Origin of the sequence: Pseudomonas sp. JY-Q (genome assembly GCF_001655295.1) — a bacterium.
GTDB lineage: Bacteria > Pseudomonadota > Gammaproteobacteria > Pseudomonadales > Pseudomonadaceae > Aquipseudomonas > Aquipseudomonas alloputida.
Genome location: NZ_CP011525.1, coordinates 2417495 through 2437627 on the forward strand (window position 1 = coordinate 2417495; position 20133 = coordinate 2437627).

Below are 20133 nucleotides of genomic sequence, written 5' to 3' on the forward strand. Positions count from 1 at the left end.
GCAACTCAGACCCGTAACTGTGGGTCATTCCTTTTTTCTCCCGTTGTTTTCTTATCGTTAGCTGCTTTTTCTATCGTCTTGTCCTCTTTATTCAACGTCTGCCCCCGCGTCTTGATCAACGAAATCACCACCCCACCCAGCAACAACCCGAATGTCACGCCCAACGACAGGAGCGCCGGCACCTTGCCCACCATGCCGTGGTAGAAAATCTTGCAGCCAATGAAGATCAACACCAGCGCCAGTGCGTACTTGAGGTAGACGAACCGGTGCATCAGCGCCGCCAGCGCGAAATACAGCGAGCGTAAGCCGAGGATGGCGAAGATGTTGGAGGTGTAGACGATGAACGGGTCCTGGGTGATGGCGAAGATCGCCGGCACGCTGTCGACGGCAAACACCAGGTCGGCCAGTTCGATCAGTACCAGCGCCAGAAACAGCGGGGTGGCATAACGCAGCGCCTTGCTGTGCCCGGCCGGGGTGTGGCGTACGAAGAAGTGCGAGCCATGGATCTGGTCGGTAACCCGCATGTGCCGCCGCACGAACTTGAGGATCGGGTTGTTGGCCAGGTCCGGGCGGCTGTCTTCCTTCGACAGCGCCATTTTCACCCCGGTAAACAGCAGGAAGGCACCGAAGATGTACAGCACCCAGGCAAAGTTCTGTACCAGCGCCGCGCCCACGCCGATCATGATGGCCCGCAGGAACACCACGCCCAGGATGCCCCAGAACAGCACGCGGTGCTGGTAGCGGCGGGGGATGGCGAAGTAGCTGAAGATCATCGCCATGACGAACACGTTGTCCATCGACAGCGACTGTTCGACCAGGAAACCGGTGTAGAACTCCAGTGCCGACTGTGCACCCAACTGGTACCAGACCCCCGCGCCAAACAGCACACCGACACTGAAATAGCCTGAATACAGCAGCAGGCTCTCGCGCATTTCAATTTCCCGGTCGTGGCGGTGCAGCACGCCCAGGTCGAGCACCAACAAACCGATGACGATGGCCATGAACACCAGCCACAACCAGGCGCTGGTACCGAGGACAGGTGTTGTGAGGAATGCTTGCAGAGCTGTCATGAGCCCCTCCTTGAATGTCGACGTTGCAAGGCAACAGTGATCCGACATGGCGGCTTGGCAGCCGTCAGAGGGGCCCGGTATCACATGGGCTTGAGCCTAGACCCGTTTGCCCGTGATGCCGAATGGGGAGCTGTTACATTTCTTTGCCAGTGCAGCGCTCAGGACCGCAATCCTTTGCTCAGCCCGTTCCCTTCTATTAAGTAACCTCGGTTATAGCCAAAACCAATCGAAAGCATGAGCTTTGCCAATGAGCCTTCAGCGGGATGATTAGTTAGGATTCTATCCATCAACTGATTCCAACCCCATGAAGGAGTGTCTCTCATGCCAATCATCAACAGCCAGGTCAAACCTTTCAACGCCACCGCCTACCACAAAGGCGAGTTCGTTCAGGTCAGCGAAGCCGATCTGAAAGGCAAGTGGTCTGTCGTGTTCTTCTACCCGGCCGACTTCACCTTCGTTTGCCCGACCGAGCTGGGTGACCTTGCTGACAACTACGCCGAGTTCCAGAAACTGGGCGTGGAAATCTACGGTGTTTCCACCGACACCCACTTCACTCACAAAGCCTGGCACGACACTTCGGACACCATCGGCAAGATCGAATACCCGCTGATCGGTGACCCGACTCACGTCATTTCGCGCAACTTCGACGTGCTGATCGAAGAAGCCGGCCTGGCCGACCGCGGTACCTTCGTGATCAACCCGGAAGGCCAGATCAAGATTGTCGAGCTGAACGACGGTGGTGTAGGCCGTGATGCTGCTGAACTGCTGCGTAAGGTCAAGGCTGCTCAGTACGTTGCCGCTCACCCAGGCGAAGTGTGCCCGGCCAAGTGGAAAGAAGGCGAAGCCACTCTGGCGCCGTCGCTGGACCTCGTAGGCAAGATCTAAGGTCATGCCCATAACGCGGGCGGTAAGCAGCCGCCAAAGCTGAAGTACCTACCGCCCCGTCAAGCGCCCGGGCGACCTCGCCTGGGCGTTTTTGTATCCGAGTTTTGAAAAAGGAATCGCCCGTATGTTGGACGCCACGCTTAAATCGCAACTGAAAACCTACCTGGAGCGGGTCACCCAGCCGATCGAGATCGTTGCTTCCCTCGACGACGGCGCGAAGTCCCGCGAATTGCACGACCTGCTGGTGGAGATTGCCGGCCTGTCGAACCTCATTACCTTCAGCGCGGACGGTACCGATGCCCGTCGCCCTTCGTTCTCGCTGAACCGCCCGGGTGCCGCTATCAGCCTGCGCTTCGCCGGCATCCCCATGGGCCACGAGTTCACATCGCTGGTGCTGGCACTGCTGCAAGTGGGTGGCCACCCGTCAAAGGCCAGTGCCGAAGTGATCGAGCAGATCCAGGCCCTGGAAGGTGAATTCAACTTCGAAACCTACTTCTCGCTGTCGTGCCAGAACTGCCCGGACGTCGTCCAGGCACTGAACCTGATGGCGGTACTCAACCCCAACGTGCGCCATGTTGCCATCGACGGTGCGCTGTTCCAGGACGAAGTGGAATCGCGCAAGATCATGGCGGTTCCGAGTATCTACCTCAACGGTGAAGTGTTTGGTCAGGGCCGTATGGGCCTGGAAGAAATCATTGGCAAGATCGACACCAACGCTGGCGCCCGCCAGGCCGAGAAGATCAACGCCAAGGAGGCCTTTGACGTGCTGGTTGTCGGCGGTGGCCCCGCTGGCGCCGCTGCTGCCATCTACGCTGCCCGCAAGGGCATCCGCACCGGTGTTGCAGCCGAGCGCTTCGGCGGCCAGGTGCTGGACACTCTGGCCATCGAGAACTTCATCTCGGTGCAGGAAACCGAAGGGCCGAAGCTGGCCACGGCGCTGGAAGAGCACGTCAAACAGTACGACGTCGACATCATGAACCTGCAGCGCGGTGAAGCGCTGATTCCGGCCGCCGAGGGCGGTCTGCACGAAGTGCGCCTGGCGGGGGGCGCTTCGCTGAAGGCCAAGACCGTGATCCTGGCCACCGGCGCCCGCTGGCGCGAAATGAACGTGCCGGGTGAGCAAGAGTACCGTGGCCGCGGCGTGGCCTACTGCCCGCACTGTGACGGCCCGCTGTTCAAGGGCAAACGCGTGGCGGTGATTGGCGGCGGCAACTCGGGTGTGGAAGCGGCCATCGACCTGGCCGGTATCGTCGCCCAGGTGACGCTGATTGAGTTCGACAGCCAGTTGCGTGCCGATGCGGTGTTGCAACGCAAGCTGCGCAGCCTGCCGAACGTCAACGTGATCACCAGCGCGCTGACCACCGAGGTGCTGGGCAATGGCGAGAAGGTCACCGGCCTGCGCTACAAGGACCGCACCACGGATGAACAGCACGAGGTGGCACTGGAAGGCATCTTCGTGCAGATTGGCCTGTTGCCCAACACTGACTGGCTGAAGGGCACCGTCGAGCTGTCGCCGCGTGGCGAAATCATTGTCGACGCCAAGGGCCAGACCAGCATCCCGGGTGTGTTTGCAGCAGGTGACGTGACTACCGTGCCGTACAAGCAGATCGTCATTGCGGTGGGTGAGGGGGCCAAGGCGTCGCTCGCGGCCTTTGACCACCTGATTCGGACTTCGGCACCGGCGTAAGCCTGTACGGCCCTTTCGCGGTTGAAGCCGCTCTCACAGGACTGCGCAGTTGTTGAAACTGTGAAGATCCCCGTAGGAGCGGGTTTACCCGCGAAGAGGCCGGGCCTGCAGGCCAATCACCACCCGCCGTTCACCGTTGCTGCCGCTACCGTATTCGCGGGTAAACCCGCTCCTACATCGGATCGGTGGTGGACACATGTCGGTGGCCGGGCCTGCTGGCCAATCTCCACCCGCCTTTCACCGTTGCTGCCGCTACCGTATTCGCGGGTAAACCCGCTCCTACATCGGATCGGTGGTGGACACATGTCGGTGGCTGGGCCTGCTGGCCAATCTCCACCCGCCTTTCACCGTTGCTGCCGCTACCGTATTCGCGGGTAAACCCGCTCCTACACAGATCGGTGGTAGACACACATCGAGGGCTGGACACAGGCCGTCGTAGGAGCGGGTTTACACGCGAAGAGGCCGGGCCTGCTGGACAATCTCCACCTGCCGTTCACCGTCGCCGCCGCCACCGTATTCGCGGGTAAACCCGCTCCTACGCAGATTGGTGGCGGACACACATCGAGGGTTGGACACAGGACGCTGTAGGAGCGGGTTTACCCGCGAAAGGGCCGGTGCAAGCAAAGCAGGACCTGAAGGTGTCTATGCTTACTGCAGACCCCTCAGGAATCAAACCGATGACCCTGATCAGCCGCGAACCCTGGTGGCTAGTCCCCCCAAAGCCCGGGCAGCAAGAGCAGGACCTGCACTGGGGCTACCTGGAAATCTACGCCGACGGTCGCGCTGTGTTCGTCGACCAGCGCCCCACTGACCGGGAGCTGGCCGAGCGCAAGAGCTGCCGCAATTTCCCCGACCCCGAGCCGTGACGGCTCAGCCTTCCAGCTCGGCCAGGCGTGCTTCCAGCGCCGCAATGCGGGCTTCGAGGGCCTCGATGCGTTCTTCGGACACACTGCCGCCACTGGTGCGCGCGCCGCCTTCCTGCTGCCGTGCAGCGAGAATAGCCTCGATTTCCGCCGGGTCGCCCAAGGCATGGGTGTAGCGGTCTTCACGCTGGCCGGCCTGGCGTGGCAGGTGCAAGGCCAGGCCCCGCGAGATCAGGCGCTCCAGCTGATGCTGGATCTGCTCGGTGTCGTCGAAGTCGTGCAGGCGGTTGCTACGGGTCAGCAGTTCGTTGAGGGTTTGCGGGCCCCGCAGGAACATCAGGCCCATCAGCACCAACTGCGCTGGCACCAGCTCCAGTGCCTTGTCTACCCGATGTTCCCAGCGGTCGGCACGGCTGCCCATCTGCAGGCGGGTCATGCCCTGACCTTCGAGGACGCGCAGCGCCTGGCCGACCTGGCCTTGGGTGAGGTTCATCACCGGCTCGCGGCTGGTCTTCTGGTTGCAGGCCAGGACCAGGGCATTGAGGGTCAGCGGGTAGCTTTCCGGGCTGGTGGCCTGCTTTTCGATCAGCGAGCCGAGAACGCGGACCTCGATGCTGTTGAAGCGGCCTTCACCTGCGGTTTCGTGTTCTGACATGGCCCTGTCTCGTGGCTGGGGAAAGGCCACTAGGGTAGGTAATGCGATCGCGTAAGGCAATTGGGGCCGCAAAGCGGCCCCGGCCCGCTTAGCCGTTACGCTGCTCTTCGGCCTGACACGCCGCCGCGGTGAACAGCACATCGGTTGAAGAATTCAGCGCCGTTTCGGCAGAATCCTGCAACACGCCGATGATGAAGCCCACCGCCACTACCTGCATGGCAATTTCGCTAGGGATGCCAAACAGGCTGCACGCCAGCGGAATCAGCAGCAGCGAACCCCCAGCCACGCCCGAGGCGCCGCAGGCGCACACTGCCGCCACCACGCTGAGCAGCACGGCAGTCGGCAGGTCCACCTGGATACCCAGGGTATGCACGGCGGCCAGGGTCAGCACGGTAATGGTGATCGCCGCACCGGCCATGTTGATGGTCGCGCCCAGCGGGATCGACACCGAGTAGGTGTCTTCATGCAGGCCAAGGCGTTCCGACAACGCCAGGTTCACCGGGATGTTGGCGGCCGAGCTGCGGGTGAAGAACGCGGTAATACCGCTTTCACGCAGGCACAGCAGCGTCAGCGGGTAGGGGTTGCGGCGAATCTTCCAGAACACGATCAGCGGGTTCATCACCAGCGCCACGAACAGCATGCAGCCGATCAGTACCGCCAACAGGTGCAGGTAGCCGAGCAGCGCGTCCAGGCCCGACTGGGCCAGGGTGGAGCTGACCAGGCCAAAGATGCCCAGCGGGGCGAAGCGGATGACCACGCGCACGATCAGGGTTACACCCGTGGACAGGTCTTCGACCACGGTACGGGTGGTTTCGCCGGCGTGGCGCAGGGCCACGCCCAAGCCGATGGCCCATGTCAGCACGCCGATGAAGTTGGCATTGAGCAGGGCATTGACCGGGTTGTCTACCGCACTCAGCAGCAGGTTCTGCAGCACCTCGGTGATGCCGCCTGGCGCGCTCAGCGTGGCTTCGCTGGTGCTTAGTACCAGGTACGACGGGAACAGCATGCTGGCAACCACGGCCACCACTGCTGCGGCAAAGGTGCCCAGCAGGTACAGCCAGAGGATCGGGCGAATGTGGGTTTCCTGGCCGTGACGATGGTTGGCGACCGAAGCCATGACCAGGATGAACACCAGCACGGGCGCAACCGCCTTCAGGGCGCTGACAAACACCTTGCCAAGAAAGGCCAGGTCGCGGGCGATGGTAGGTGCCAGCAGGGCGAGGGCGATGCCGGCGAGCAGGCCGATGACGATCTGAGTCACCAGGCTGGTGCGGTTGAGGAAGCGGAGGAGAGGCGTCATGTGCAGCGGTATCTCGGAATCTGGAAAGGGCGGACTTTACCATAGAGCACCTGGTGGGCACGGCGCGCCTTGTTGCTAGTCAATCAGGCTTGGATGGCTACCAGTGAAACAACTCCCGCCGCGCCCCCTCGGTAATCGCCACGATCCCTGGGTGCTTGACCTTGCGCTCCACCGAAATGGCATAGAACGACTCGTGCACGGCCTCGGTCTGCCCGATCAGTTGCACGCCATACTGACGGCACACCTCCTCGGCGATTACGCTGGGCGCAACGAAAATGCCGCTGCCCGACTGCCCGAACGCTTGCATCAAGGCACTGTCATCGAACTCCCCCACGATCCGTGGCTGCACCTGCTGCTCGCCCAGCCACCGCAGCAAGCGGCTGCTTACCACGGTCTCCTGGCCGGGAACCAGCAGCGGAGCATCCTGCAGGCAAGCTGGAAAAGGACCTTCAAGCCGTTGTGCCAGCGCCGGGGTGGCGAAGAAGCTCAGTCCGCACTCGCCCAGCTTTTGGCTGTAGCACTTGATGTCCAGGTGGTTAGGCATGGGGCTGTCGGAAATCACCAGGTCCAGGCGCTGAATAGCCAGGTCTGCCAGTAACCGCTCAAGTTTGTCTTCGCGGCAGTTGATGCGCAGCACCTCCTCCAGGTCCATGGTCGGTGCCAGCAGGCGGTAGACAATGGATTTGGGCACCACGTCAGCCACCCCCACACGAAACAGGATCTGCTCCTGAGGGCCGGCGCGCAGCATGGCTTCAAGCTCGCTGCCAATCTGAAACATCTGCTCTGCATACACCAGGGCCTGGCGGCCGGTTTCTGTCAGTTCCAGCTGCCGGCCGGCGCGCTGGAACAGTTCCAGGCCGTAGGTTTGCTCGAACAGCGTGATCTGCCCGCTAATGGTTTGTGGTGTGAGGTTCAGCTGTTGGCTGGCGCGGGTGATGCTGCCCGTCTTGGCCACGGCCCAGAAGTAATGCAGCTGGCGATAGTTAAGCACCGTCGGTCGTCCCGATTCGTAAAAACCGAAGTATATGCCATGAAAATACGAATTTTCCTGAACTATTGCCGTCTCTAGAATGCACGGCTATCAGGCGCCATGCGCCGCCGGGTTATTTCAAGCGAGGACACCATGCTGCAACTCAAATCCATTGGCACCCCATTGGTGCTGGCTTTGGCCCTGTTCACCCTGGCAGGCTGCGACCAGGCCGAGAAATCCGCCCAGCAGATGCTCGACCAGGCCGCGCAGTCGGCCAAGCAGGCCATCGACGACACCAACAAGGCTGCCCAGCAGGCGCTGAGCGAAGCCATCGGCGGCGAAGGGCAGAAGCCCAAGGATGCCGAGAAGAAAGAAGAAACCCAGGAAATCTGACCCCAACCGCTGCTGCAGGATTTGAACAATGGAATATTTGCTGGAACTCGCCGCTAGCCCTACCGCCTGGGTTGCCCTGGCTACGCTGGTGGCCATGGAAGTTGTACTGGGCATCGACAACCTGATCTTCATCTCGATCCTGACCAACAAACTGCCGGTGGAGTACCGCTCCAAGGCGCGGCGTATCGGTATCAGCATGGCCTTGGTCATGCGGCTGGCCTTGCTCAGCACCGTGGCCTGGATCGTCCAGTTGACCGACCCGGTGTTCGAAGTGTTCGGCAACGCCTTCTCGTGGAAGGATGTGATTCTGATTGCCGGTGGTTTGTTCTTGCTGTGGAAGGCGACCAAGGAAATTCACGAAAACGTCGACCCGCATGGCGCCAAGGAGGAAGCCAAAGTCTCCTCCACGGTGACCCTGGGCTTTGCTGCGGCGATCTTCCAGATCCTGCTGCTGGACATCGTCTTCTCGGTCGACAGCATCATCACCGCCGTGGGCATGACCGAGCACCTGCCCATCATGATTATCGCCGTTATCACGGCTGTGATCGTGATGATGGTGGCCGCCGACCCGCTGGCCAACTTCATCAACGACAACCCGACCGTGGTCATGCTGGCGCTGGGCTTCCTCATCATGATCGGCATGACGCTGATCGCCGAAGGCTTTGGCGCCCATGTACCCAAGGGCTATGTGTATGCGGCCATGGCGTTCTCGACGGCTATCGAGGTCCTCAACATCCTGGCCCGCCGAGCGCGTCTGAAGCGTGAGGCGGCTGAAGGTTGATGTAAAAAGGGGCGCCTCGCGCCCCTCTTGCGGACAAGCCCGCTGCATAGGTATTCGCGTGGCACTGGCAATGCGAATACCTGTGCAGCGGGCTTGTCAGTCAGTGGGCTTCGGGAAATCCTGAGGTTAGCTCACCCCGGCATGCCGCCGCGGCCGTCTTACTGGCTGTGGCTTGGCGGGTGCCTGCGGTGGCAGGTGGTGTGCATGACGCCGCACGATACGCAGTACACCCCACAGCATGGCGGCTGCGACGCTCAGCCACATGCCTACCAGCATGAGAATTGCCATGGTCAGGCTCATCTGTGCCTCCATCTTTGCGGCAAGCGCTTGATTGGCCCGCGTTTACCTTCCAGACACTGCTTTAGTCTAGCCCTTCGTCTGTGACGTTCCATCGAACAATGGTCTATCTCTAGGGCCGATTCGCTCCAAGGCGCTGTCGGACTATACCCGCGCCGCTGTCGGACCTATGATCGGTGGCCAGAGCCGGGCGCTGCCTGCCTGGCGTTGGAACAAGCGAGTGTCCATGGAGCAACATTCCTTCAAGGCTGCCCCCCGGCGGCTACTGGCTGCCTGCCTGCTGGCTGCCACCCTGGCCGGCTGCGCCAGCGCACCGCCCGGCAACCTCAAGGGCCTGCCGCAGCGAGTCGAGATCAGCAGCGTGCCGTTCTACCGTGGCAACGCCAACCACAGCGGGGCCATGGCGCTGGCGGCAGTGCTGTCGCAGCAGGGGGCGCCTATTACGCCGGGCTTGCTGGATAAGCCGCTCAACCTGCCTCAGGGCGCCGAAACGCTGGATACCGCTATTCCCCGTGTGGCGCGGGACTACGGTAGGGTGGTGTACCCGCTGGACAAGCAACTGGACGCGCTGCTGACCCAGGTGGCAGCGGGCAACCCGGTGCTGCTGCGTTACGAGGACGGTTCGGCCTGGTGGAGCGAGCCGCGCTATGCGGTGTTGATGGGCTATGACCGTTACAAGCAGCGGGTGCTGCTGCGCTCGGGCATGCACCGGCGGCAGGTGATGGCATTCGATGAATTTGCATCGGCATGGGAGAAGCAGGGGAGTTGGGCGGTGCTGGTGCAGCCACCTCGGCAACTGCCGGCTCAGGTTGATCGCCAGCGGTGGTTGCACGCTGCGGATGAATTGGCCAAGGCGGGGCAAGAGATTGCGGCGAAGCAGGCGGTCAATAGCCTGAACGAATAGCGTTGCCTGTGCCGGCCTCTTCGCCGGCAAGCCCGCGCCCACAGGATTTGTGCTTATTGCACAGTCCGTGTGGGCGCAGGTTTGCCGGCGAAAAGGCCAGGCCTGCCTGAATCAGAAGCCCAGGCGATCGCGCAGGCTGTAGTACCAGGCACCGATGGCGCTGAACGGTACACGCAGCATCTGGCCACCTGGGAACGGGTAGTGCGGCAGGCCAGCAAAGGCGTCGAAACGCTCGGCCTGGCCACGCAGGGCCTCGGCCAGTACCTTGCCCGCCAGGTGGGTGTAGGTCACGCCGTGGCCCGAGCAACCCTGCGAGTAGTAGATGTTGTCGCCAATCCGGCCAACCTGTGGCAGGCGCGACAAGGTCAGCAGGAAGTTACCGGTCCAGGCGTAGTCGATCTTCACGTTCTTCAGCTGCGGGAAGGCCTTGAGCATTTTCGGGCGGATGATCGCCTCGATGTTGGCCGGGTCACGCGCGCCGTACACCACGCCGCCACCGAAAATCAGGCGCTTGTCGCTGGTCAGGCGGTAGTAGTCGAGCAGGTAGTTGCAGTCCTCGACGCAGTAGTCCTGCGGCAGCAGGGTGCGGGCCAGTTCTTCGCCCAGTGGCTCGGTGGTGATCACCTGCGTGCCGCATGGCATGGACTTGGCGGCCAGCTCGGGCACCAGGTTGCCCAGGTAGGCGTTGCCGGCAACGATGATGAACTTGGCGCGGACCTTGCCCTGCGGGGTATGCACGACCGGGTTGGCACCACGTTCGATGCGCACGGCCGGGGTTTGCTCATAGATGATGCCACCCAGCGACTCGACCGCGGCAGCTTCACCCAGGGCCAGGTTCAGCGGGTGGATGTGGCCGCCGCTCATGTCGAGCATGCCGCCGATGTAGCTGTCGCAGGCAACCACTTCGCGGATGCGCTTCTGGTCCATCAGCTCCAGCTGATTATGGCCAAAGCGTTCCCACAGGCGCTTTTGCGATTCCAGGTGACCCATCTGCTTGCTGGTAAGGGCAGCGAATACGCCACCATCTTTCAGGTCGCACTGAATGTTGTACTTGGCCACGCGTTCACGAATGATGCGCCCGCCCTCGAAGGCCATGTGGCCCAGCAGTTGTGCCTGCTTGGGGCCGACGGTGCGTTCGATGACATCAATGTCGCGGCTGTAGCTGTTGACGATCTGGCCGCCGTTGCGGCCCGATGCGCCGAAGCCGACCTTGGCCGCTTCGACGATGCTCACCTTGAAGCCGTTCTCCAGAAGGAACAGGGCGCTGGACAGGCCGGTGTAGCCGGCACCGATGATGCACACATCGGTTTCCACCTCACCCTGCAGCGCCGGACGTGGCGGCACCGGGTTGGCCGAGGCGGCGTAGTAGGACTGGGGGTAGGGGGTGTTAGCCATGCTGCAGGAACCTCGTGTTTTATATTTTTAACGAATGTACCGATGCTATCAATAATAATAAACACCCGCTAGTCGTCTGGTGAAAATCCTTTACGGGGCCCCCCTCAGTCAGCCTCTCTATAAAGAGTTTAAGATTCAGTAGGTTAGCGCGAAAAAAAGTGTTGACAGGGTTTTTGTAATGCGTAGAATGCGCACCACACGACAGGCACATAGCTCAGTTGGTTAGAGCACCACCTTGACATGGTGGGGGTCGTTGGTTCGAGTCCAATTGTGCCTACCAAATCGAAAAAGGGGTGATCCGAAAGGGTCACCCCTTTTTTCATTGTCCATTGCCGCGCGAGCGGGAATACCGCGGCATGGACGCAAAGCGCTTTCATTCGAAAGTTTTTGATTTTTCTCAAAAAAAAGCTTTACAGGTACGCATCGGGCCACTAATATGCGCACCACACGACAGGCACATAGCTCAGTTGGTTAGAGCACCACCTTGACATGGTGGGGGTCGTTGGTTCGAGTCCAATTGTGCCTACCAAATCGAAAAAGGGCGATCAGAAATGATCGCCCTTTTTGCATTTGCGCCCGAAGCAGCGTGTAACGTTTGGTCGCGGTCCGGGGCATACCCGGCGTGCTAGAATCCGCTCCTTCGAATCTGGAGGTACACGCGTGCGCAAACTGGCTGTGGTAATGGCAGTGCTCGCCCTGGCGGGCTGTGAGAACGAGGTCGAAGGCGTGCACAAGCAGGTGGCCGAACACCTGCATAACCCCAAGACCGCCAAGTTCGGCAACGTGCGGATCGACACCCAGGGCACCATCTGCGGTCAGGTCCGCGGCAAGGACGATGCCGGGCAGTACGAAGCCTACCGCAGCTACGTGGCGATCAAGCGCGATGGCCAGTACGACATCATCGTTGACGATACCGGCAACAACCTGCGTATCCGTGAACTCTGCGGCGGAGCCGACCTGCAGCGCCGTGCCGAGGCGCTGGCAGACCAGCCGGCGCCCCAGGGGTGGGATGTGGAAGTGGTACAGGGCGCCAACATGGGCGCACTCAGCGATATGACGGCGCGCCTGATCGAAAAGGGCATCCCCTCTTCGGTGGAGTACCGTGACGGCAAGCCGGTGGTGCTGATGGGGCCGTTCCCCACCCGCGAAGAAGCGCAAGCGCGCAGGGACGAAGTGATGGCCAAGCTGGGTACCGATTCGGTGGTCATCCAGCACGGCGCAGCACGCTAGGGTCTGTTCGAGAAGTCTTGAGACGCAGCATGACCAAGTATCAAGGCTTATCGTACAGAGCCTAAGCCAGTACAGTGGCGCCGCGGCCAAGGCTTGTGTCAGGCGCTGTTCACACAAGTTTGGCTATGCTTGGGTTGGGAGATGCCAAACGGGGAGGGCCTCATGTCTACACTGGAGCGGGCCATTGCCGTGGCCGCCAGGGCGCATGAAGGGCAATACGATAAGGGTGGGGCTGCTTATATCCTCCACCCGTTACGCGTGATGATGCGGGTTTCCACACCTGAGCAGCGGATTGTGGCGGTGCTTCACGATGTGATCGAAGACACCCCGCTGACCCTGTCCGACCTGGCGCGTGAGGGCTTCGCGCTGAAAATCCTGGCTGCGTTGCTGGCGCTTAGCCGCCGCGAAGGCGAGCCTTACCAGGATTTCGTGGTGCGCCTGGGCGAAGACCCGTTGGCGCGCACCGTCAAGCTGGCTGATCTGGCCGACAACAGCGACCTCTCGCGCATCCCTTGCCCGGGCCCCGCCGACCTGGCGCGGCTGGCCCGTTATCGCCAAGCCAGTGCCTATTTACAGGCGCTGGCCTGAGGATCAACCGCACGCCTTGAGGTTGACCGGCCCCACGAACGCGTTTCCTCGCCCCATCACGCAGGCGACCTGTTGGTTGCGTTGCTGCTCCCAGGCTTGCGGCGGGTAGGTCTTGTTCCAGGCTTCGAACAGCTGGCGGTCCTGTTTGGACAGGCGCAGGTTGTACTGCTTGCTCATGTAGAAGTAGGTGCGGGCGATCATGCCGCGGATCGACGGGCGCGGCATCACCTTCTTGGCCTTGAAGTCGACCTGGGTCAGGCAGCGGCCATACTGGCCGCGTTGTTCTGGTAGCCAGCCGAAGCTGAAGTTGCTGCGGTCGCCGTTGACCTCGCCGATGCTTGGCACCAGGTTGTGCAGGTCGGCTTCGGCGCGTTGGTACACTTCGTCATGCTGCGAGCACTGCTTGCGCCCGCCGCTCTGCCAGCACTGGCGCTGATGGCCGATCTGCCAGGCGGGTACGATGTGCTCCCACTCGATGCGCGACGCGCGCTGGGCGTTCTTGCGTGGGGTATAGCCGCAAGATGCCAGGTCGACCTTGTTGCCTTTGTATTTACAGCCGCAATAAAACTCGGTCGATTGCGGCGCATAGAGCTTCCAGGCGACCTTCTTGGCCTCCTGGAAGGTGCGCGGGGCGTCGGCTTGAACAAGCGGAGTGGTCAGTAACAGGCAAGCTGCTGCGAAAAGCGAAACTCTCATGCGCAGTCAATCTTCCTTCGGTACGGTCCAGAAAATCTGCACACCGCCATCGTCGCGATGGGCGAGGGTGACGTTGTCGTTTTCTGCAATCTCCTGAAGCAGGGTCTCCCAGTCATCCGGGCTTTCCTGTTCCAGGCGGAAGATCAGCGCCGCACGGCTGCGCTGGGCGGTGGGGCTGTTGATGATCTTCTGGATGCGTACACCCAGCTGTTCATAGCTGCTCGGGGTGGCGGAGGCGGTGCTGGACACAGGAATTTCCTTGTTTTGCTGTATGTGCATACAGTATTTCACTGTAAGTAAATTCGCAACAGCTTGTCAGGGGAAATCCAGCGTTGGTCCGTAAGCCATGACACCGTTCTGAAATGTAAACGATGTTCGGGTTAGTAGCAGTGCAAAGCAAAACCTCTTTTTTGTCCTGGGTATGAAGTGAGACAGGCGGCGACTGAGGCTGCCTGCCTTCTTTATCGCTTCAGCAGGTTGTTGCGCTGGTGGCTTTCTTCGCGGCCGTACGGATGTGGGTGCCGTACAGCGTCAGGCCTGTGAAGGCCAGGCCGCCCACCAGGTTGCCCAGTACGGTGGGGATTTCGTTCCACGCCAGGTAGTCCATGAGCGAGAAGTCGCCGCCCATGATCATTGCGGAAGGGAACAGGAACATGTTCACGACCGAGTGCTCGAAGCCCATGAAGAAAAACAGCATGATCGGCATCCACATGGCGATCACCTTGCCGCTCACAGAGGTGGAGATCATTGCGCCGACCACGCCCATCGACACCATCCAGTTACACAGCACGCCACGCAGGAAGATCGTCAACCAGCCTGCCAGCCCGTATTGCTCGTAACCCAGGGTGCGGGCCTCACCGATGCTGGCAATTTTCTCTCCCACGGCGCCGGGGGAAGCGTGGAAACCATAGGTAAAGACGAAGGCCATCATGCAGGCGACCGTAAGGGCGCCGGCGAAGTTGCCGACGAACACCAGGCCCCAGTTGCGCAGAATTCCCCTAACGGTGACCCCGGGACGTTTGTCCAGTAATGCCAGCGGGGTGAGCATGAAGACCCCAGTGAGCAGGTCGAAGCCCATAAGGTAGAGCATTGAAAAACCAACCGGAAACAGTACTGCGCCTAGCAGGGCTGAGCCTGTCTGTACTGCGATGGTCACTGCGAATACGGCCGCCAGGGCCAGAATTGCCCCGGCCATATAGCTGCGGATCAGCGTGTCGCGAGTGGACATGTGGACCTTTGATGCGCCGGCATCGAGCATCTTGGTGACAAAATCGGTGGGTAGCAGATAAGACATGGCGGCTCCCTCAACTGCGGGTAATAGGCGGCACCCCTGGAGGGGTGCCGAGGGTTGGATGGGTTTACCAGGAACGGTACGGCAAGAACTTGCCATTGAGGGTCAACAGAACCCGGTCGCCTTTGGGGTCTTCGATTCGCTCGACATGCATGGAAAAGTCGATGGCACTCATGATGCCGTCGCCAAATTTTTCCTGGATCACGTCTTTCAGGGTCGGGCCATAGACGCCCACGACTTCATACAGTCGATAGATCAGCGGGTCTTGAGGGATGGACTTGTCCCAGCCCTTGACTGGGAAAGCGGTTAAGGTGGCGGCGACTTGATCATCCAGCTCCAATACCTCGCAAAGATGCGTTGCCACTTCCAGCGGCGCGCTATTCATGCCGTAGCAGACCGATGCAAGCCATACCGGGGCCTTGCCCACTGCGTTGGCAAGATCATCCCAGCTCAGGCCCTTGCGTGCTTTCGCGGCCATGATCAGGTGATGCATTTCAAGTTTGTCCATTATTTCTGCTCCCGCAGTTTGGTTTAAGGTGAACACACCCATAGCGAGAGATGTGCCAATCTCCTGTTTTTTGTAACTGCATGATTTTATTGAGTTATTTTTTGTTTGATGGCGAGGTTTATTTACGAAATTTCGTAAATCACGAAAGGTCGTAATATTGTTCACGAAATGTCGTGAAAATCGGTTCGAGGATATCCATCAGTGACAGACGCCGTCGCCCTCGGAGTCGCTGCCGACTCCGCCGTTGCCATGCTGTTAATCCACCCGGTAGATGATCGGGTACTGCAAGCCAACAACGCCGCGCTCGATTTACTGGGCTGCGCCGCAAATGAGCTTTCCGGTCATGCCTTTAGCCATTTTCTGCGAGGGGGAATCGCACTGTGGGTGAGCTTTACGGATGAGGTGCTGACTCAAGGCGAAGCGTGGTCGGACGACCTGCTGCTGGTGGATCTGCAACTGCGGCAAATAGCGGTGGAGGTTTCGGCTAGCGCGGTTGAGGGCGGGAAAATTGTACTGGCGGTGCAGCGCCGGGACCTTTTGGAGCAGCGCCGTAACCGGGCTGAGGCGCGCCGCCAACACCGTTTGGGCCACGTGGGGTGGGAGCGGATCAGCCAGGTGTTCGAGCGCATCCAGCAGCAGAACCGGCTGATTCTTGGTGCAGTTGGCGAGGGCATCTATGGGCTCGATACCCGGGGCCAGACCACGTTCATCAACCCCGCCGCCGAGCGTATTCTGGGGTGGAGTGCCGTCGACATGATTGGCCAGGATGCCCACCATTTGTTCCACCACAGCCATAGCGACGGACGTGCGTTCGAGGTCAATCAGTGCCCCATCCATGCTTCGTTCAGCGATGGACAAGTTCATCGCGTGGACCACGAGGTGTTCTGGCACAAGAGCGGCGAACCAATCGCCGTCGAGTACACCAGCACTCCAATCTTCGAGATGGGAAGGCTGGTGGGGGCGGTGGTGTTGTTTCGGGACATCCGCGAACGACAGCGCACTGAAGCGCGCCTGCGCGATGCGCTAAGTGAAGTAGAGCAGTTGAAGACTCGGCTGGAGATGGAAAACCAATACCTGCAGGAGGAAATCAACGCCCACGGCAATCACCACGAGATCGTCGGCGAAAGCCCAGCGGTCAAGCATCTGTTACAGCAGATCGACCTGGTCGCAGCTACCGACGCCAACGTGTTGGTCACCGGCGAGTCAGGCACGGGTAAGGAGCTTGTGGCTCGCGCGATTCATGCCAGCAGCCCCCGGCGCGACCGCCCTCTGATTCGGGTCAATTGCGCCGCGGTACCCCGTGAATTGTTCGAGAGCGAGTTCTTCGGCCACCTCAAAGGGGCCTTCACCGGAGCGGTCAGCAACCGAGTGGGTCGCTTTGAATTGGCGGACGGAGGTACCTTGTTTCTCGATGAGGTGGGAGAGATTCCGCTGGAGTTACAAAGCAAGTTGCTCCGTGTTCTACAGGACCGCCAGTTTGAGCCTGTAGGCGACAATCGCACCAGGGCCGTTGATGTGCGAGTTATCGCCGCAACGAACCGTGACCTGCGCGATATGGTCGCCCGAGGGGCGTTCCGGGAAGATTTATACTTCCGCTTGAATGTGTTCCCTATACGCTCGGTGCCCTTGCGGGAGCGACTTGAGGACATTCCGTTGCTCGCCAGCCATTTTCTTGAAAGGGCTAGCCTGGCGTTTAACAAGCCGGGCATTCGCATGTCGCTGACCCAAGTCGCGGTGCTTCAGCAGTGCGCCTGGCCAGGCAACATTCGCGAGCTTCAAAATGTGATTGAGCGACAGACCATCGTCTCCCGAGACGGTCGCGTGAGCTTTCATGAGGTTCTGGCGCCAAGCGCCCCGTCCAGTGGCCCTGTATCTTCAACTTCACAATGCCAGCCCGAGCCGACTGCCGACAAAGACTGGGAGCGGCAGATGAAGCTGAATGCGATCTCTGTGCTCAAGCGAACAGCAGGGAAAGTCTCCGGCGAGGGTGGTGCTGCGCAATTGCTGGGGTTGAAGCCCACAACCTTGGCGTCTCGACTCAAGAAGTGGGGCGTTGATCCGAGAGATTACAAATAGAGCCGCTTGCGCAAGCCAGAGAAGAAACCCACTGATGCGAGCCCCAGTTGAATGGCGGCCGGGCGGGATTGATCTGGAAGGGAAGAATGGCCGGTGATGTGGGGCACCGGCCATGGGTGGTTGATCAGTACTCCCAGAAGATGCGTTGCAGCTCTTTGCTGTCCTGGGTCTTGGTCATTGCCACCATCGCCAGGATCCGCGCTTTTTGCGGGTTCAGGTCGTGAGCCACGACCCAGTCGTTCTTGTCATCCGGCTGTTCGGCGTTACGCAGTACGAAACCACCCTGGTTGACATGCGACGAGCGGATGATCTGCACGCCGTTCTTGCGCAGTTCTTGCAGCGCCGGGACTACCCGCGACGATACCGAACCGTTGCCGGTACCGGCATGGATCAGCGCCTTGGCGCCGTTCTGTGCCAGCGCCTTGTAGGCTGTGTCGGTGACGTTGCCATAGCCATAGGCAATGTCCACCTGCGGCAGGCTGCTGATCTGCTTGATATCGAACTCGGAATTGACCGTATGGCGCTTGGCCGGCAGGCGGAACCAGTACGATTTGCCTTCCACCACCATGCCCATCGGGCCCCAGGCGCTCTTGAAGGCTTCGGTCTTGATGTTGACCGCCTTGCTCACATCGCGGCCGGACTGGATCTCGTCGTTCATGGTCACCAGCACGCCCTTGCCACGCGACTGCTTGTCGCTGGCTACGGCCACGGCGTTGTACAGGTTGAGCATGCCGTCGGCGGACATGGCGGTACCCGGACGCATCGAGCCGACCACCACGATTGGCTTGTCGGTCTTCTCTACCAGGTTGAGGAAGTAGGCGGTTTCTTCGAGGGTGTCGGTGCCATGGGTGATGACGATGCCGTCCACGTCCTTGCTTTCGGCCAGCTCGGCGACGCGCTTGCCCAGCTTCAGCAGGTCGTCATTGCTGATGCTCTCGGAGGCGATCTGCATCACTTGCTCGCCACGTACATTGGCGATGTCGGCCAGTTCTGGCACGCCGGCGATGAGCTTGTCGACGCCCAGCTTGGCAGCCTGGTAAGTGGCGCTGTTGGCAGCGCTGGCGCCGGCGCCGGCAATGGTGCCGCCGGTGGCGAGGATGACCACGTTGGCCAGCTTCTGTTGGGTTTCGGCTTCTTTGGCCGAGGCGCTGGATGGCAGGATCAGCAGCAGGGCGAGTGCGCTGGGGGCGAAGGTTTTGAGTGCGGCATTCATCGTTATTGTTCTCGCTTCCTAGTGAGATAGTTATTGAGTCGCGCAGGGCTATAGGCATTTTTCGTACCAAGGCACCACGCGTTGCCTGGGTTGGAGCGGCCTTGCGTTGCAAGGGGCCGCGTAGCAGCCCCGGCAATGTGTGGTGTTGCACCGAGCCGCGCCTGCAAAAGGTGGCATTGCATTCGTAATTCCGAACAAAAAAAGGAAAAGGTGTTCGGGTTTTCGGAAAAGCCTGCATAATCGGCCCCGGCAGCACATTGGCCTCCGACAGCCAAACGGATTTGACAAACAACGGTCCTGTTACCATAGTTGGTCAACGCAAACGTTTGCGATCCGATAAAAAACACAAGATTCGGAGTCATCGTTCATGAAGCTGCCGTTCCCCGGTCGTCTGCTGGCCCTCGCTGTCATTTCCTCGCTTAGCCTCGCCTTGCCATTGTCTGCTGCCCACGCTGAAGACAAGCCCAAGGTCGCCCTTGTCATGAAGTCGCTGGCCAACGAGTTCTTCCGCACCATGGAAGACGGCGCCAAGGACTACCAGAAAACCCACGCCGACGAGTTCGACCTGATCGCCAACGGCATCAAGAACGAGACCGACACTGGCGAGCAGATCCGCATCGTCGAGCAGATGGTCAATGCCGGCGCCAAGGCGCTGGTGATTGCCCCGGCTGACTCGAAAGCACTTGTGTCGGCGGTGAAGAAGGCCATGGACCAGGGCGTGGTGGTGATCAACATCGACAACCGTCTGGACCCTGACTTGCTCAAGAGCAAAGGCATCAGCGTTCCCTTCGTCGGCCCCGACAACCGCAAGGGCGCGCGCCTGGTTGGCGATTACCTGGCCAGCCAGAAGCTCAAGGCCGGCGACCAGGTGGGCATTATCGAAGGCGTGCCGACCACCACCAATGCCCAGCAGCGTACCGCCGGCTTCAAGGACGCCATGGACGCCGCGCAGATGAACATCGTCTCGGTACAAAGCGGCAATTGGGAGATCGACAAAGGCAACGCCGTCGCCGCCTCCATGCTCAACGAATACCCCGACCTGAAGGCCTTGCTGGCCGGCAACGACAGCATGGCCCTGGGCGCTGTGTCCGCCGTGCGTGCCGCTGGCAAGGCCGGCCAGGTGCAAGTGGTGGGCTACGACAACATCAAAGCCATCAAGCCAATGCTTGCCGATGGACGCGTGCTTGCCACCCTCGACCAGGCCGCCAGCCAGCAGGCGGTGTATGGCATTCAGGCGGCGCTGAAAATGGTCAAGGGCGAAAAGCCTGATGTGGATGCCGACAACGTCATCCAGACCCCGGTCGAACTCATCACCAAGAAGCCCTGATGCT

At 60.6% G+C, this 20133-nt stretch carries 21 protein-coding genes and 2 tRNA genes; 12 read left to right on the forward strand and 11 right to left on the reverse strand.

The annotated features are described in order from the left end of the window. Positions 1 to 5 precede the first annotated feature (5 nt). Positions 6 to 1070: a TerC family protein gene (locus AA098_RS10985; protein WP_064614216.1), complete on the reverse strand. Its 1065-nt coding sequence runs from the start codon at positions 1068 to 1070 to the stop codon at positions 6 to 8. Positions 1071 to 1391: 321 nt separating this feature from the next. On the opposite strand from AA098_RS10985, the gene ahpC reads away from it, so the two are divergent. The 3 genes from ahpC to AA098_RS11000 all read left to right on the forward strand — a co-directional run bounded on the left by ahpC (position 1392) and on the right by AA098_RS11000 (position 4508). Further along, positions 1392 to 1955: an alkyl hydroperoxide reductase subunit C gene (gene ahpC, locus AA098_RS10990; RefSeq protein ID WP_003250537.1), complete on the forward strand. Its 564-nt coding sequence runs from the start codon at positions 1392 to 1394 to the stop codon at positions 1953 to 1955. Positions 1956 to 2079: 124 nt separating this feature from the next. After that, positions 2080 to 3642 carry an alkyl hydroperoxide reductase subunit F gene (gene ahpF, locus AA098_RS10995; RefSeq protein ID WP_004573714.1) on the forward strand — a complete coding sequence of 521 codons (1563 nt, stop codon included), beginning with the start codon at positions 2080 to 2082 and terminating at the stop codon, positions 3640 to 3642. A gap of 677 nt (positions 3643 to 4319) precedes the next feature. Then, positions 4320 to 4508: a hypothetical protein gene (locus tag AA098_RS11000; RefSeq protein ID WP_003250541.1), complete on the forward strand. Its 189-nt coding sequence runs from the start codon at positions 4320 to 4322 to the stop codon at positions 4506 to 4508. 4 nt (positions 4509 to 4512) lie between these two features. Here the strand turns inward: AA098_RS11000 and AA098_RS11005 are convergent, their stop codons facing one another. From AA098_RS11005 to nhaR, 3 genes are all read right to left on the reverse strand, one after another. Further along, entirely contained in the window at positions 4513 to 5160 is a 648-nt protein-coding gene (locus AA098_RS11005; protein ID WP_004573713.1) for a YceH family protein, read from the reverse strand. A gap of 88 nt (positions 5161 to 5248) precedes the next feature. Then, positions 5249 to 6460, reverse strand: coding sequence for a serine/threonine transporter SstT (gene sstT / locus AA098_RS11010; RefSeq protein WP_064614217.1), 1212 nt, complete (start codon positions 6458 to 6460; stop codon positions 5249 to 5251). Between the two features lie 97 nt (positions 6461 to 6557). Beyond that, the gene (gene nhaR, locus AA098_RS11015) at positions 6558 to 7451 is read right to left on the reverse strand and encodes a transcriptional activator NhaR (protein ID WP_004573709.1); all 894 of its coding nucleotides are present in this window, start codon (positions 7449 to 7451) and stop codon (positions 6558 to 6560) included. Between the two features lie 132 nt (positions 7452 to 7583). On the opposite strand from nhaR, the gene AA098_RS11020 reads away from it, so the two are divergent. Then, a complete protein-coding gene (locus AA098_RS11020) occupies positions 7584 to 7823 on the forward strand; it encodes a hypothetical protein (RefSeq protein ID WP_003250549.1) in 240 nt (79 codons plus the stop codon). Positions 7824 to 7851: 28 nt separating this feature from the next. Further along, positions 7852 to 8604 (forward strand): TerC family protein, encoded by a 753-nt coding sequence (locus AA098_RS11025; protein WP_003250551.1) that lies wholly within the window; start codon positions 7852 to 7854, stop codon positions 8602 to 8604. A gap of 126 nt (positions 8605 to 8730) precedes the next feature. On the opposite strand, the gene AA098_RS29490 is transcribed toward AA098_RS11025, so the two are convergent. Further along, positions 8731 to 8904, reverse strand: coding sequence for a hypothetical protein (locus AA098_RS29490; protein ID WP_003250553.1), 174 nt, complete (start codon positions 8902 to 8904; stop codon positions 8731 to 8733). A gap of 166 nt (positions 8905 to 9070) precedes the next feature. Between AA098_RS29490 and AA098_RS11030 the strand changes: the two genes are divergently transcribed. Continuing rightward, positions 9071 to 9805, forward strand: coding sequence for a peptidase C39 family protein (locus tag AA098_RS11030; protein ID WP_003250555.1), 735 nt, complete (start codon positions 9071 to 9073; stop codon positions 9803 to 9805). Between the two features lie 111 nt (positions 9806 to 9916). Here AA098_RS11030 and AA098_RS11035 read toward each other — a convergent pair whose 3' ends face one another. After that, on the reverse strand, positions 9917 to 11200 hold the full coding sequence (locus AA098_RS11035) for an FAD-binding oxidoreductase (protein WP_003250557.1): 1284 nt from the start codon (positions 11198 to 11200) through the stop codon (positions 9917 to 9919). A 203-nt stretch (positions 11201 to 11403) separates the two neighbouring features. Here AA098_RS11035 and AA098_RS11040 point away from each other — a divergent pair. The 4 genes from AA098_RS11040 to AA098_RS11055 all read left to right on the forward strand — a co-directional run bounded on the left by AA098_RS11040 (position 11404) and on the right by AA098_RS11055 (position 13018). After that, positions 11404 to 11480: transfer RNA gene (locus AA098_RS11040), tRNA-Val, on the forward strand. A 172-nt stretch (positions 11481 to 11652) separates the two neighbouring features. After that, positions 11653 to 11729 (forward strand) — tRNA-Val (locus AA098_RS11045). Between the two features lie 131 nt (positions 11730 to 11860). Then, complete coding sequence (locus AA098_RS11050; protein ID WP_003250559.1) at positions 11861 to 12430, forward strand: SPOR domain-containing protein; 570 nt, start codon at positions 11861 to 11863, stop codon at positions 12428 to 12430. 162 nt (positions 12431 to 12592) lie between these two features. After that, a complete protein-coding gene (locus tag AA098_RS11055; protein WP_003250560.1) occupies positions 12593 to 13018 on the forward strand; it encodes a hypothetical protein in 426 nt (141 codons plus the stop codon). A gap of 3 nt (positions 13019 to 13021) precedes the next feature. On the opposite strand, the gene AA098_RS11060 is transcribed toward AA098_RS11055, so the two are convergent. The 4 genes from AA098_RS11060 to cynS all read right to left on the reverse strand — a co-directional run bounded on the left by AA098_RS11060 (position 13022) and on the right by cynS (position 15513). Next, positions 13022 to 13714 (reverse strand): endonuclease, encoded by a 693-nt coding sequence (locus AA098_RS11060; protein WP_014591566.1) that lies wholly within the window; start codon positions 13712 to 13714, stop codon positions 13022 to 13024. A 6-nt stretch (positions 13715 to 13720) separates the two neighbouring features. Next, positions 13721 to 13963 carry a DUF1654 domain-containing protein gene (locus tag AA098_RS11065; protein WP_004574330.1) on the reverse strand — a complete coding sequence of 81 codons (243 nt, stop codon included), beginning with the start codon at positions 13961 to 13963 and terminating at the stop codon, positions 13721 to 13723. 220 nt (positions 13964 to 14183) lie between these two features. Further along, a complete protein-coding gene (locus tag AA098_RS11070) occupies positions 14184 to 15008 on the reverse strand; it encodes a formate/nitrite transporter family protein (RefSeq protein ID WP_060537405.1) in 825 nt (274 codons plus the stop codon). Positions 15009 to 15072: 64 nt separating this feature from the next. Then, complete coding sequence (gene cynS / locus AA098_RS11075; RefSeq protein WP_003250631.1) at positions 15073 to 15513, reverse strand: cyanase; 441 nt, start codon at positions 15511 to 15513, stop codon at positions 15073 to 15075. A 201-nt stretch (positions 15514 to 15714) separates the two neighbouring features. On the opposite strand from cynS, the gene AA098_RS11080 reads away from it, so the two are divergent. Beyond that, entirely contained in the window at positions 15715 to 17589 is a 1875-nt protein-coding gene (locus AA098_RS11080; protein ID WP_064614218.1) for a sigma 54-interacting transcriptional regulator, read from the forward strand. 124 nt (positions 17590 to 17713) lie between these two features. Here the strand turns inward: AA098_RS11080 and AA098_RS11085 are convergent, their stop codons facing one another. Next, complete coding sequence (locus tag AA098_RS11085) at positions 17714 to 18802, reverse strand: asparaginase (protein ID WP_003250634.1); 1089 nt, start codon at positions 18800 to 18802, stop codon at positions 17714 to 17716. Between the two features lie 367 nt (positions 18803 to 19169). Between AA098_RS11085 and AA098_RS11090 the strand changes: the two genes are divergently transcribed. Next, a complete protein-coding gene (locus AA098_RS11090) occupies positions 19170 to 20129 on the forward strand; it encodes a sugar ABC transporter substrate-binding protein (RefSeq protein ID WP_004574327.1) in 960 nt (319 codons plus the stop codon). Positions 20130 to 20133: the final 4 nt, after the last annotated feature.